Below are 14,059 nucleotides of genomic sequence, written 5' to 3' on the forward strand. Positions count from 1 at the left end.
GCGCGGCCGCCCCCCCCCCGCGCCCGCGGGGCCCCCGGCCCGCCCCCCCCCCCCCCCGGCGCGGGCGCCCCCCCCCCCCCCCCCCCGCGCGCCCCCCGCGGGGCGGCCCCCCCCCCCCCCCCCCCCCCCGACGGGCCCCGACGCCCGGGTGGCGCGCACCCCCCGGTGTTCTACTGGAAGACATGCGACTTCTCGACGCGTACGACAGGGCGATGGGGGAATTCGACCGCCGGGTGCACGAGGTGGACAAGGGGCAGTGGCCGGCGGACACACCGTGCACCGAGTGGTCGGTGCGTGACCTGGTCAACCACCTGACCGCCGAACACCTCTGGGCGCCGTGGCTGCTGCGCGGAGCCACCCTGGCCGAGGTCGGGGACCGCTTCGACGGTGACGTGCTCGGGGACCACCCCCGGCGCGCCTGGGACCGGGCCGCCACGGCGTCGCGGGAGGCCTTCCACGAGCCCGGCGCGCTGGACGGCGAGGTGCACACCAGTGGCGGAATCGGCGCCGCGAGCGACTACGCGTGGCAGATGGTCGGCGACCTCACGGTGCACGCCTGGGACCTGGCGCGCGGCATCGGCGGCGACGACCGCCTCGACGAGGAGCTCGCCCGGGCCGTGTACGAGATCGTGGGCCCCCAGGTGAAGAGCTGGCAGGGGGCGGGGATCTTCGACCCGCCCGTGACGGTGCCGGAGGACTCCCCCGTCCAGGACCGCCTCGTCGCCCTCCTGGGCCGGCGGCCGTAAAGCATCGGCGGCCGTAAGGCATCGGCGGCCGTAAGGCATCGGCGGCCGTAAGGCATCGGCGGCCGTGACGCCGGGCGCGCCCGCCCTCCGGTCCGGCGGCCGGTGGACACCCGTCCGCGACGGGCAGACCATGGAGAGAGCCCCTGTCGCGCCCCTCCGGCGCGCGGCGCCGGCCGACGGGCGCGGCCCGTGCGGCGGGAGTGTGACAGGACATGACCATCCAATCGGCGCCGATCGACACCGATCGGCGGGACGCCTTCGTCGGGCGCCTGTTCGACGCGGGGACCGGCACACTCGAGCTGGTCTGCGTATACCTCGGAGACAAGCTCGGCCTGTACCGGGCGCTGGCCGATCACGGCCCGCTGACCACACCCGGGCTCGCGGACGCCGCCGGCATCCACGAACGGTACGCCCGGGAATGGCTGGAGCAGGAGGCCACCGCGGGGATCCTGGACGTCGACGACCCGGCCCGGCCCGACGGAGAGCGGCGCTACACGCTGCCGCCGGAGCACGCCGAGGTGCTGCTCGACGGGGACAGCCTCAACTACCTCGGCTTCCTCGGATGGCTGATCGGCGGGATGATGCAGCCGCGCACCGGTCTGCTGATGGATGCCTTCCGCACCGGCGGCGGCGTGCCGGCCGCCGTGTACGGCAGCGACGTCCGCGAGATGATCGCCGCGGGCAACCGGCCCCAGTTCCTCCATCTGCTGGCCGACGCATGGCTGCCCGCCGTCCCCGAGGTGCACGCCCGGCTGCTCGCCGATCCACCGGCGCGCATCGCCGACATCGCCTGCGGCGCCGGCTGGTCGACCATCGTGATGGCCAAGGCCTACCCCAAGGCCACCGTCGACGGCTACGACCTCGATGCCGCCGCCATCCACGACGCCCACGCCAACGCCAGGGCGGAGGGCGTCTCGGACCGGGTCCACTTCCGGGCGCGCGACGCCGCCGATCCGGACATCGCCGGCTGCTACGACCTGGTCACCGTCTTCGAGGCGATCCATGACATGGCCCGCCTGGTCGACGTGCTCCGCACCATCCGGCGGATCACGGCGGAGGGCGGCGTGGCGCTGATCGCCGACGAGCGGGTGCCGGACACGTTCGAGGCACCGGCTGACGAGATCCAGCGGTTCTTCTACGGGGTGAGCGTGCTGTACTGCCTGCCCACGGGCATGGCCGAGCAGCCGTCCGCCGCCACCGGCACGGTCATGCGGACGCCCATATTCCGCGAGTACGCCCAGCGGGCCGGCTACGACGACATCGAGATCCTCCCGATCGAGCACATGTTCTGGCGGCTGTATCTCCTGCGCCGCTGAGCTCGTGATTCACGGTCCGGGTGGGACATGCGCCTCGAACTCGATCGCGATCAGTTCTGGGCGGTGGGCCGGATGACGATCTCGTTCATGCCGACGGTCGCAGGTTGCTCGATGGCGAACGCGATGGCTCGGGCGATCGCCTCCGGCGGGATCGCGATCCGGTCCCGCATCTCCGTGTTCCGTGCTCGGACCTGCGGATTCGTTGATGCCTCGGCGAAGGGAGTGCCTACTGCGCCGGGCGAGACGGTGGTCACCCGCAGGGAATCACCGGCCTCCTGGCGCAAGCCTTCGCAGATGGCGCGGACCGCGACCTTCGTACCGGCGTACACCGCCACGGTCGGCACGATGCGCAATGCGGCCGTGGAGGCGACGGTGATGAAGTGCCCCGCGCCCTGGGTCCGGAAGACCGCCAACGCCGTGCCGATGGCGCGCGCCCAGGACGCGCCTCGCTCATCGATCAGATCGGGTCGTCCGCCGCCAGTCGTCGGACGCCCGGCAGATGGTCGTCGAGCTCGCCGGGCTCGAACCGGCACATCCCCACGACGTGCCAGAACTCACCGGCTATGTCGCCGTCGTACTTGTAGCCGCCCGAGGGTGCCAGCGCCGCCCAGCCGCCCGGCACGCCGATCAGCGTGGCGCGCGGTGTCGGTTCGCCCTCGGCGGGCACGCTCCACAGCCGTACGGTGCCGTCCTCGCCGCCGCTGGCCAGCAACGAACCGTCGGGGCTGAAGGCGACGGCGAGGATCCGGCCCGTGTGCCCGGTGAGACGGCCGGTCTCGAAGCCGTAGAGGGGGTTCCACAGCCGGACGACCCGGTCGTCGCCGGCCGTGGCCAGCAGCGGGCGGCTCGGGTGGGCCGCGGCGGTCCACACCCTGCCCGAGTGACCGGCCAGCCGGTGCCGGGGCCTGCCGTCCCGCCAGACGATGACCTGCCCGTCCCACGACGCGCTCGCCAGCCAGTCGCCGCCGGGCCCGAAGACCACCGCGTAGACCCGGTCGGTGTGGCCGTCGAGCTCGGCGGTCAGACGGTGCTTCGAGAGGTCCCACAGCCGGACGAACCGGTCGTCGCAGCCCGTGGCCAGCAGGGAGCCGTCCGCCCGGAACGCGATCGACCGCACCCGCCCCCGGTGCTGGGCGAACGTCGCCACGCGGGCGCCGGTGCTGCGGTACCACAGCCGGACGGTGTCGTCGTCGTTCGCGGTGGCGAGTATCTCGCCGTCGGCGCTGAACCCCTCCGCCCACACATGGTCGGTCTCGGCGTCGATCTCGCGCTGGTACCCGCCCGTGGCGGCGTTCCACAGATAGACGTCGCCGTCGCTGCTCGACGTCGCCAGGACGGGCCCCGCCGGGTTGAACACCGCGGAGACCAGACGGTCGTTGTGGCCGACCAGCTCGCGCACGCGCCGGCCGGTCGCGGGGTCCCAGAGCCGGACCAGGCCGTCGTTGCCGCACGCCGCCAGGTGGCTGCCGTCGGCGCTGAAGGCCAGACTGGTGACCTTGCGCCCGTGGCCGCGGAGGATCCGCCGCCCCTGGCCGGTCGAGGTGTCCCACAGCCGCACCACGCCGTCGTTGCCGACCGTCACCAGCAGGGGGCCGGACTCCTGGGCGCCGATCCCGTCGCCGGGGCGGAACCGGCAGGCCCAGACGGATCCTTGGTGGTCCGGGGGCCGCTGGCGCAGCGGCACGACCGACCAGCCCTCGGGCCGCTGGGCGACCCGCCACAGACGGACCGCGCCATCGCTGCCGCCCGCCGCCAGCACCGTGCCCTCGGGGTCGAACACCACTTGGTACACGGCCCCGGCGACCTCCAGCGGTGCCCCGGCGGGGGTGCCTGCCACCGGGTCCCACAGCCGGACCCGCCCCTCGGTGTCGCCGCTGGCCAGCAGGCCACCGCCCGGGTGGAAGTCCAGGGTGTAGACGCGGCCCGTGTGGCCCGTCAGTTCATGGCGCAGCCGCAGGCTCCGGGCGTCCCAGATCCGCACCGTGCCGTGGTCGTCGTCGCCCATGTCGCCGGTGGCCACCAGTGTGCCGTCAGGGCTGAACCGCGCGCGGTAGGCGGCCCCGCGGTGGCCCTCGAGCTCGCCGAGGAGGCGGCCGGAGCGGGTGTCCCACAGCCGGACGGACGCGGCCGCGTCGCCGGTGACCAGCTGATGGCCGTCCGGGCTGAACACCGCGGTGTAGACGGGCGCCCGGTGGCCGGGCAGCCGGTGGGTCACCGTCCCGTCGGCCGCGTCCCAGAGGGTGACGGTGCCTTCGGCGTCACCGGTGGCGAGGCGGTCTCCGGAAGGGTCGAGGGAGACCGGCCACACCCCGTCGGGGTGGACGTCCAGCCGGTGGCGGCACGTTCCGGTGATGGGGTCCCACAGCCGGACGACGCCGTCCGCGCCGCCGGTGGCGAGCACCCGGCCGCGGAACTTCACGGCGTAGACCCGGCCCATGTGCCCTTGCAGTGTGCGCAGGGCGGTGCCGGTGGCGGCGTCGCACACCAGGACGCCGCCGTCCTCGCTGCCGAGGGCGAGGAGTTCGCCGCCGGGGCTGTAGGAGACGGGCTCGGGCAGTCGGCTGGTGCGCATGTCGAAGCCGTACGGGACGCCGACCGCGGCGGGCCGGAACCCCGTGCCGGCGGACAGGCCGGGCGCGATGGCGGCCGTGCTCAGCTCGGGGGTGGCCGGGGCGGCGGGGTCGAACTCGGCGTTGATCAGAGCCGCCTGGTGCCAGCGGCTGCCGTCGAGCCGGGCGCCGCGCAGATCGGTCCCGATCAGCCGGGCGCCGCGGACGTCGGCGCCGCGCAGATCCGTGCCGGTGAGATGGGCGTCGTCGAGCCGGGCGCCGGTGAGGCGGGTGTCGCGCAGGACGGCCCCGGAGAGGTCGGCCCCGACGAGGCTGGCGTCGGTGAGGTCGGCGCGGGTGAGGTCGACGCCGGAGAAGTCGCGGTAGGAGAGGTCCTCGCCGGCGAGGAGGGCGCCGCGCAGATCGGTGTGCGCGGGCACCCGGAGCCTGCTGAGGATCTTGACGGCGTTGGCCCTGGCGGTCTCGTCGTCCTCGCAGGCGCGGTCCCTCGCGTCCGGGGCGGTGCCGTCGGCCAGCGTCCGCTCCGCCCATTGCTGGCAGGCCCGGTGGTCGGCGAGGTCGCAGAGGAACTCGACGGCCAGCTGGCTCAGCGGGCGGCGGGCGAGCAGACCGACCTCGCTCCGGTCGCCGTGGCCGAGCCGGGTCGCGGCCTCGCGGGCGACCAGCCACTCGACCACGGAGCCGTGGATGAACTGGAACAGGCCTTCGTCGGTGCGCACCAGGAGACTGCCGGATCCGACGGCGTGCGCGGCCTGGCTGACCGACAGCCTGCTGTCCGCCAGCCCGCTCAGCACCTCCGCCACATCGGTCAGCTCGTCCAGGCGGAGGGCGCCCTCGCCGCTCTCCCACAGACGCAGGGCGAGGGTCGTCACCGCCCGCCAGAGCTGGCGCAGGCTGAGGCCCGGGAGGCTGCCGGGGCTTCCTTGGCCGCGCCGCTCCTCGAACTGGAGCCAGGACGTGAACACCTCTTCGTACAGCCCGGCGGGGCTGAGGGCGCGGCCCGCGCCCGCGACCGCGCGCAGCCGTTCGTGGTCGAGGTCGGCGACGAAGCTGAGCAGGCGGGGGTTGCGGCAGAGGGAGAACAGGTCGGGGATGCCTTCCAGCAGCCGGACCCGGCGGTCGGCGGCGTGCTCGTCCCCGTAGCGGTTCACGAGATAGGTGCGGATCTGCTGCGGGGAGAATTCCTGCAGGGCGAGGACGCGGCGCTGCGGGAGCAGCCCGACGCGCTCGCCGAGCGCGGTGAGCACCTGGGCCTGGGACCTGAAGTGCTGGGTGCGGCTGCTGACCACGATCTTGGCGCTGTCCACCGCGGCGTCGAGCAGCACCTGGAGGTGGTCGGCGGCCCGGTCGTAGCTGACCTGGTTGACCAGTTCGTCGAACCCGTCGAAGAGCAGGACGATGCGGCCCTGCCGGAGCATGTAGCGGAAGGCGCGCAGGTCGATGGTGTCGACGCCGTGGCTCGCCAGGTGTGCGGCGACGAGCCCGTCGAGGGTGTGGGCCTTGTCGAGGGCGCTCAGCTGGATCAGCAGGGGGACCAGGTGGGGCAGTTCCTCGGGGAGGCGGCGGGCCAGCTCGCGCAGGCCGAAGGTCTTGCCGTGCCCGAAGTCGCCGAGGAGTAACACGAAACGGCCGTGGTCGGCTTCGAGCAGCCGCAGGAGGTCCTCCACGAGCCCGTCGCGCTCCGCGCCGCCGAGGCGTTCGATCTCGCGGTAGCGCTGGGGGAGGTAGAGGCCCGGCTGGTACTGGAGGTCGGTGCTCAGCCGTTCGGTCTGGGCGGCCACATAGCCGCGCAGGTCGAGCAGCCCCTGGAATTCGGTGAAGCTGCGGATGAGGACGCCCCGGCGGCGGGCGCGCTCGCGCAGTTCGCGCGGCGGTGGTGGACCGTCGTGGACGAGTTCGGCGTCGGGCTCGGTGTCGGAGGCGTAGATGTGGTCGATGAAGCGGTCGACGTCCTCCGTTTGGGGGGTGCCGACGTGGACGGCCACCCGCTGCTGGCGGACGAAGCCGGACTCGGTCCAGGTGGCCAGCAGCCCGGGCACGTCGCCGGGGATGCGGCGCAGTTGGACGCCCTCGTGCCGGATGCGGCAGACGTCGGCGACGCGTGCGATGAGGGCGTCGAGCGGGCCCTCGACGGTCCGGGCCTCCGCCCCGGCAACGGCCTCCCGGGCGCCGTCCTCGTCGACCGGTGGGCCGGGGTCGCCGGGGACGGCCCCGGTGTTCGCGGGTGATTCGGTGCCGGGGGCGGGTGGTGGCTGGGGCGGACCGAAGGCACGCCGGGCGCCGCGCCACTCGGACGCGTACTCCCACGGTTCCCGGCCGGGGCGCTCCGGCCAGCGGGTGAGGCCGTCGCGGGTGACGCGGAGGAGTTGGTGCCGGGCGGGGGCGGCGGCACCGAGGACGGGCAGCTCTCCGGAGGCGAGGGGCAGCGCGGCGGCGGTGGGCGAGGCGTCGGCGGCCCGTGGGTCGCCGGCGGGGCCGTGCAGCAGCAGATGCAGCCGGGGGCCGGTGAGCCGGGCGAGCACGTCGCTGTCGCGCAGGGGCGCGGTGCCGGGGCGGCGGCCGCCGACACCGGGGCCGCCTTCGTGGCCCCGGCGGGGGCCGAGGCCGCTCTCGCGGGCCTGGACCGGGGCGGCGCCGTCGAGCGGCCGGAGGGCGCCCGGCGGGTGGCGCAGGGCGCCGAGGCGCAGCCAGCCCTCCTGTTCGTAGGGGCGCAGGGCCTGGGCGAACCAGGCCGCCTGTTCCGGGCCGAGCCAGCCGTACTGGTCGTCGGGCCGGTGGCTGTAGGCCATCGAGGAGTTGATCCCGGCGACGACGGTACGCAGGGCGGGGACGGGGAACAGGGTCCAGGGCTGGTCGCTGTCGAAGACGGCGTCGAGGCCTTGGTAGAGCTCCTGGAACAGCCGTGCGTAGTGGCGCCACTTGGGCCAGTAGGGCGGCCGGGGCTGCATCTCGTCGGCTTCGCAGGTGCTGAAATAGGCGCGGCAGGCGGCCTGGCTGACGTCCTGCCCGCCGGGTACGACCACGAGCCGGTCGGCGGCGAGGCCGAGCCGGGAGCGCAGTCCGGTCAGGAAGGTCAGCGCCTGGTCGCATTCGCGCGGGCTGCCGGAGGCGGTGAGGTCGCCGGTGACGACGAGGAGGTCGGGGGCGGGGGCGCCGGCGTCGGTGAGTTCGACGAGGTCGCCCCAGACGGCGGCCTGGAGTTCGGCGGGGTCCGCGCCGCGGCCGAAGCCGGGACCGGCCAGGTGGAGCACGGAGACGGCTTCCCTGGCGTGGTTCTCCTCGTCGGCCTGCGGGTAGCCGGGCGGGCTCGCGGGGCGCCGGCGGCCCGCCCAGCCGGGACTGCCGAGCTGCCGGTCGGAGAGCGGTCGCGGGATGCTCGCGATGGCGCCGGGGACACCGGCGGCGGTCGGGCCGCCGGGAAAGCCGGGGTGCTCGGCGGGCCGGGCCCGCCCGTCCAGCGCCTGGCCGACGCGGGTGAGCAGCAGGTCGCGTGCGGCGGCGGTGTCGTGGACGGCGACCAGGTCGACATAGGTGATCGTGGCGAGCAGGCCCTCGACCGGGATGTCCTCGACGCGGACGGTGATCAGTCTGCGCTCGGGGGCGTCGGGGTCGGCGCGCAGCGCGGCCTGCCACTCCATCCGGCCGTAGCGGGAGCGCTCGTAGTTGCGGGAGAGGATGGCGATGACGGCGACGGACTCGCTGACGCCGCGGTCCATGAAGTCGACGAAGTTCGTCCCCGGCACGAAGTCCCACGCCTGGATGACGGTGCGGTACCCGGCTTCCTCCAGGGTCCACGCTATCCAGGCCGCCCAGCGCTCGTCGGCCGGCGAGTAACTGATGAAGAAGTCCAACGGCCGCTGCTGTCCCGCGAGTTCCTGGCGTAGGACCATGGACCCCATCTTATGCGTCAGGTCACTCGCGGTCACCGCTTTCGTGCGAAGTGTGTGCGATGCTCTTGTCCGTGCGCGCCATACATCGTCTGCACGCATTGGACTGGGTGGCCGGGGGGGTGCTGGCCTGCGGTCTCCTCTGCCTTGCCACGGGACTGCTGCCGACGGAGCCGGCCGGGGACGCGATGGTCCGCATCGCCCCGCTGCTGGCGTTCCTCGGCACGGTCATCGTGCTCGCCGAACTCACGAGCCGGGCCCAGGTGTTCGACGTCGTGGCGTCCGCGGTGGCGCGCGCCGGGCGCGGGAGCTATCCGGCGCTGTTCGTCCTGTGCGTGGTGTTCGCCTCCCTCACCACGATCACCCTCAATCTGGACACGACGGCGGTGCTGCTGACGCCGGTCATGCTGGCACTGGCCTCACGGGTGGGGATCGCGGCCGTGCCGCTCGCGATGACCACGGTCTGGCTGGCCAATACGGCGAGTCTGCTGCTGCCGGTGTCCAATCTGACGAATCTGCTGGCCGCCGACCGGGTGGCGCTGTCCCCGGCGGGCCTGGCCGCGAGGATGTGGGCGCCCCAACTGGTCTCCGTCGCGGTGACGATGGGCTGTCTGTGGCTGTTCTTCTGGCGGCGCGGCAGACGCGGCTCGGACGGCTACGTGCCACCGGCGGCTCACCGGCCCGCCGACCGGGTGCTCTTCCGGGTCTGCGGGCTGGCCTGTGCGGGTTTCCTGCTGGCCATACTGCTCGCCGACATCCCGCTGTGGATGGCGTCGGCGGCGGCGGCGCTGGTGGCGGCCGCGGCCTTCGTGGTGCGGCAGCGGTCCGCGCTGCGGCCGTCCTTGATCCCGTGGCGGCTGCTGGTCCTGGTGCCGGGGCTGTTCCTGGTGGTGGAGACGGTCAACGTCAACGGCCTGCACGACGCGCTGTCGGCGGCGATGGGGACGGACGGCGGGCTGCTGGGGATGTTCCGGGCGGGGGCGGTCGGCGGCGGGATGTCCAACGTGCTGAACAACCTGCCGGTGTACCTGGCCGCGGAGTCGGCGGTTCCGGTGGACAACCACGACCAGCTGCTGGCCCTGCTCATCGGCACCAACGTGGGCCCGGTGGTGACCCCTTGGGCCTCACTGGCCACACTGCTGTGGTTTGAGCGCTGCCATGCCCAGGGGGTCAAGGTCTCTCTGAAGGTGTTCCTCGGTACCGGTGCGGTGCTGGCGACCGGCGCCGTCCTCGCGTCCGTGGCGGCGCTCGCGGCGACGCGATGAGCCAAGGCGCCCGGGCAGCCGCTCAGCGCGCGCCGTCGGCCGTGCTCCGCCCGACCAGGTCCAGGAGGTACGGGAGGTCACCGGGCCGGCCCGCGACGAAGCTGCGGTCGGTGTCCGGCCCCGTCACACCGGGGTGGAAGGGCCGCCCGTCCAGGGTCCGGATCTCCAGCCCCGCCTCGGCGGCCAGCAGCGCGCCGGCGGGCAGGTCGATGGCCTCCGCGCGGTAGCCGACGAAGCCGTCGATGTCGCCGCGGGCCAGCATGGACCACGTCAGCAGCGGCGCCCAGAGCTGGAGCAACCGCCGGGAGCGGGCCTCCAGCACTTCCTTCAGACCGTGCGCGGCCCGGTCGTCGCGCGCCACGCCGTGCCCCTGGGTCCAGGCGAGCAACGGCCCGGCGGGCGACAGCGGCCTGGCGGGGCAGCGCATCCTCCCGTGCGGCCCGTAGGCGCCGCGGCCGGTCAGGGCGGTCCAGGTCCGGTCGGTGACGGGATCGTGCACCACGCCGACCACGGGCGCGTCGTCGACGCACAGGGCGATGCCGACGACGTAGGCGGGCAGCCCGATGACGACGTTGTTGCTGCCGTCGAGCGGGTCCACCAGCCAGGTGCGGAGCGGGGCCTCTCCGGTGGTGTCGCCGTCCAGCGTGCCCGCCTCCTCGGCGAGGATCCGGTCGTGCGGGAAGCCGTCCCGGATCCGCCCGACGACCAGGCGCTCGGCCAGCAGATCGAGTTCGGTGACCACGTCGCCGTGGTCGCCCTTGGCCCGGATGCCGTAGTCGTCCTGGAAGCGCGAGCGCAGCAGCGCGCCCGCTTCCCGCGCGGCGGCGACGGCCAGTCGCCGCTCGGCCGCGAAGTGCCCCGCGAACTCCCCGTCGGGGGCGTCCGGGTCATGGGCCGCGGCCCGGCCGTCTGCGCTATCGGGGGTGAGGCGCATCGATCCTCCTGAGGACGGTGCGGGCTGTCCGGGCCGTCTGAGCGGCGTCGCATGTCTGTCGTACCATCCGGTGGCCCCGGCCGTGCACCGGCCCGAGGGAGAGGTCGAAGCGCCCGGGTCGTGAACGGCCGAGCAACAGTGTGGCGGCGGAGCTGCCGCTCGGTATGACGGACGTGTGGAACTCACCCGCCGGGAGGGTATAGATCTCCCCTCCGACGACGGTCTGTTCGAGGCCGGGCTCGCAGCTCACCAGGCGCGAAGTCGGCCTGATGTCGTCCACCCCGGCGGGATCACTGCGCACCTCGAAGACCCGGTGGGTGGGTACTTCCGGGCGCTCGCGCACCCGCACCCGCAGATTGCCCACGCTCCCGTACAGCACACAGCTGGTCAACTCCCAGCTGTGCGAGTGGACGGGCGGGGTGGCAGGTGCCGCTTCCGGACCGGCCTCGCGGGGGATGCCGGCGCCGAAGACGTGCAGACAGACGCCGCGGTCGCCGTCGCGCTCCACGGGCAGGCACAGAAATCCGAGCGGGTGGCGGACGGCGTGCAGCTCGCGCCGTCCGGAGGCGATCTCGTCGAGGGCCGAGGTGGCCGCTTCGAACAGCCCCGCCACCGCCTCGCTTCTGTCCACGGCCCGTTCGAACAGCCGGTAGTCCACGGGTTTGCGCACTCGAAGCTCACCTCCGGTACGGATTCTCCGGGTGCAGCGCCTTGTCGATGATGTCGCTGACGTCCCGGTCGGTGAACGCGGCGGGAAGGGGCAGCCCGAGCCCGTCGAAGAGCCGGTACACCTCGTCGACCGTCGGTTCCTCGCCGAGGGGCTCGGTGCGGATCAGGTCGAGGGTGACCGCCTGCTCCCGGCTCTGGTGGAGTTCGGTGACGTAGTAGTCGTAGAGCGGCCGGTTCCGCTCGACCAGCAGATTGACCCGGCGGGGGTCGTCCTGAGTGATGATCAGGCAGGAAGCGGACAGGTCGAAACGCAGGGTGGGCACGACGGAGGACAGATGGACGCCGATCTCCAGGGTGTCCAGCCGCTGCCGGTACCAGCAGGCGGCGAGCACGGTGGCGAAGGACTCCTTGCGGGTCCGGTCGGCGCTCCAGGCGTCGGGCGGTACGACGTCCAGCCGGTGGGCGAAGGTCTGCCGGAAGCGGGCGTACGCCGCGCACGCCTGGTCGTCGGCCGGGTTGACGATGTCGATCTTCATGGCGAGGGAGCGCCGCTGGCGCTGCGCTTCCCGGACACAGACCGGGAGGGTCACGGCGCGCAGATACGTACCGGTGCCACCCTTGAAGATCCAGTGGTCCGTGTTCTGGCGCGCCTGCTCCAGGGCCCGTTCGAGCTCGGCTCCGGACAACGACCGCACCATGGTGAGGTCTTCGAGCGCGTGCCGGGTGCCGGTGGTCGCCTCGCGGATGTCCGCGATCCGCCGTCGCCGCTCGGTCAGTGTCCCGAAGACGAGCGCGGCCAGGACCAACAAGGTCGCGCCCGAGGTGACGTTGTCGTCGACGTTCTGGTCGAAGATGTCCAGCAGGCCGATGATGAGGGCGGCGCCGGTGGCGACGACGCCGTCGAGGTTCTTGATGGTCCAGGAGACGGCCTTCTCGACCCGGCCCCCCGGATCCGTGGTTCTGCGCGCCACTGCCCCACCCTCTCCCCCGGATACCGGTCATGGTAGGAGGGGACGGAGCCCGGCGACCAGGTTTCCGCTTCTCGCGGGTGCGTTCCGCGCCATCGCCTCGCGCCGGCATCCGGCGCGAGGCGATGACACGGTCGCCTCCCCTTCGGTCTCACCTGCACTCCGTCGGCGCACATCCCCGCTCCTGCTGTCTTCACCGGACCGCCGACAGCAGTTTCCCGGTGGGGCCGGTGGCCTCGACGCGCCCCGCCTCGAGGAGGTGGACGGTGTCGGTGTAGGCGGCGACGAGGTGGAGTTCGTGGCTGACGAGGACGAGCGTCAGCCCGCGTTCGGTCCTGAGCCGGGTGAGCAGCTCCATGATGGCGGTGGCGGTGTCCGGATCGAGGGCGGAGGTGACCTCGTCGCACAGGAGGACGTCGGGCTCGGGGGCCAGGGCCCGGGCGATGGAGGCGCGTTGACGCTGTCCGCCGGAGAGCTCGTGGGGGTAGCGCCCGGCGAAGTCGGCGGGCAGGCCGACGTCGTGGAGGAGTTCGGTGACGCGTCCGGGGATGTCCGGCTTCGGCGTGGTCCGATGGAGGCGGAGGGGCCGGGCGAGGGTGGCTCCTATGGTGCGGGTGGGGTTGAGGGCGCCGAGTGGGTTCTGCGGGACCAGTTGGATGCGGCGCTGTCGGTCGCGAGCGCGAGCGCGGGCGGTCGCCGGAAGGGGCCGCCCGTCGAGCGTGAGGGTTCCGGCGGCGGGTCGTTGCAGTCCGGCCAGCACCCGTAGCAGGGTCGTCTTGCCGGAGCCGGAGGGGCCGACGATCCCCGTGGCGGCACCGGGCGCCGCCGCGAAGTCGACCCCGGCCAGGGCACGGTGGGCCCGCCCGCCCTGGGTGAAGCCCACCTCGATCCCGTGGGCGGCCAGGCCCGGGCCCGGGGCGGCGGTCGCGTCGGCGGCGGGGCGCTCCGTGCCGGACCGCCGTGGCGCGGGGACGGGAACGGCGGTACGTGCCGCCGGAGCGCGGGCCGTACCGAGGTCGATCACGTCGTCGGCGCAGCGTTCGACGAGTTCGGGGTCGTGGCAGGCGAGGACGACGGCGAGGTTCCGGGTGGCGGCGAGGCGGCACAGCAGGTCGGCGATCTCGTCGCGCAGGGCGGTGTCGAGCCCCGCCGTGGGCTCGTCGAGGAGGAGGACCTCGGGCTCGCGGGCGAGCGCCCGGGCGAGGGCGACTCTGCGCTGCTGACCGCCGGAGAGGGCGCCCGGGCGGCGGTCGGCCAGCCCGGTGCCGGTGGGCAGACGGCACTCGGCCAGCAGGCCCAGGACCGCCCGGGGGGAGGGGTCGACGGCGGTCTCGGCGACGAGTCGCGCCACGCGCATCCGGGGGTTGAGGGCGGAGCCGGGATCCTGGCCGACGTAGGCCACCTTGTGGCGGCGGAGGTCGCGCAGCCGGTCCGCGGGGAGGGCGAAGACGTCGTGGCCGAGCACGTCGACCGTGCCGGAGGCGATCCGGGCGCCGCCGGGGAGGTCGCCGATGACGGCGCGCAGCAGGGTGGTCTTGCCGGAGCCCGAGGGGCCGGTGAGGGCGCTCACGCGGCCGCGGCGCAGGGTGAGGGTGGTGCGTGCGAGCAGTTCGGGGCCGTCGGGCAGGTGGACGGACAGGTCGGTGACCCGTACCGCGGTCGGGTTGTCGGTCATGGCCGGGCGGGGCTCCTCCGCGGTACGGG

The 14,059-nt window shown here is 73.9% G+C and carries 8 protein-coding genes and 1 pseudogene; 3 read left to right on the forward strand and 6 right to left on the reverse strand.

The features are described from left to right. Nucleotides 1-182 precede the first annotated feature (182 nt). Together FHS38_RS15820 and FHS38_RS15825 are read left to right on the forward strand one after the other, a co-directional pair. Nucleotides 183-746 carry a TIGR03086 family metal-binding protein gene (locus tag FHS38_RS15820; RefSeq protein WP_184734199.1) on the forward strand — a complete coding sequence of 188 codons (564 nt, stop codon included), beginning with the start codon at nucleotides 183-185 and terminating at the stop codon, nucleotides 744-746. A gap of 212 nt (nucleotides 747-958) precedes the next feature. Next, nucleotides 959-2,062: an SAM-dependent methyltransferase gene (locus FHS38_RS15825; RefSeq protein WP_184734200.1), complete on the forward strand. Its 1,104-nt coding sequence runs from the start codon at nucleotides 959-961 to the stop codon at nucleotides 2,060-2,062. A gap of 50 nt (nucleotides 2,063-2,112) precedes the next feature. Here the strand turns inward: FHS38_RS15825 and FHS38_RS15830 are convergent. Together FHS38_RS15830 and FHS38_RS15835 are read right to left on the reverse strand one after the other, a co-directional pair. Next, nucleotides 2,113-2,487, reverse strand: a pseudogene (locus tag FHS38_RS15830) (SDR family oxidoreductase); the annotation flags it as partial. 32 nt (nucleotides 2,488-2,519) lie between these two features. Then, nucleotides 2,520-8,522, reverse strand: a complete 6,003-nt coding sequence (locus tag FHS38_RS15835) for a WD40 domain-containing protein (RefSeq protein WP_184734201.1) — start codon at nucleotides 8,520-8,522, stop codon at nucleotides 2,520-2,522. 59 nt (nucleotides 8,523-8,581) lie between these two features. Between FHS38_RS15835 and FHS38_RS15840 the strand changes: the two genes are divergently transcribed. Beyond that, nucleotides 8,582-9,784, forward strand: a complete 1,203-nt coding sequence (locus tag FHS38_RS15840; RefSeq protein ID WP_184734202.1) for an ArsB/NhaD family transporter — start codon at nucleotides 8,582-8,584, stop codon at nucleotides 9,782-9,784. Nucleotides 9,785-9,806: 22 nt separating this feature from the next. On the opposite strand, the gene FHS38_RS15845 is transcribed toward FHS38_RS15840, so the two are convergent. The 4 genes from FHS38_RS15845 to FHS38_RS15860 form a co-directional block, all read right to left on the reverse strand. Further along, entirely contained in the window at nucleotides 9,807-10,718 is a 912-nt protein-coding gene (locus tag FHS38_RS15845) for an inositol monophosphatase family protein (protein WP_184734203.1), read from the reverse strand. Next, entirely contained in the window at nucleotides 10,699-11,388 is a 690-nt protein-coding gene (locus tag FHS38_RS15850; protein WP_184734204.1) for a hypothetical protein, read from the reverse strand. The genes FHS38_RS15845 and FHS38_RS15850 overlap by 20 nt, the downstream gene beginning before the upstream one ends. Nucleotides 11,389-11,395: 7 nt before the next feature. Next, on the reverse strand, nucleotides 11,396-12,358 hold the full coding sequence (locus FHS38_RS15855) for a hypothetical protein (protein WP_184734205.1): 963 nt from the start codon (nucleotides 12,356-12,358) through the stop codon (nucleotides 11,396-11,398). 190 nt (nucleotides 12,359-12,548) lie between these two features. After that, a complete protein-coding gene (locus FHS38_RS15860) occupies nucleotides 12,549-14,030 on the reverse strand; it encodes an ABC transporter ATP-binding protein (protein WP_184734206.1) in 1,482 nt (493 codons plus the stop codon). Between the last annotated feature and the right edge of the window lie 29 nt (nucleotides 14,031-14,059).

This window comes from Streptomyces netropsis (genome assembly GCF_014203545.1).
Taxonomy (GTDB): Bacteria; Actinomycetota; Actinomycetes; order Streptomycetales; family Streptomycetaceae; genus Streptomyces; species Streptomyces netropsis.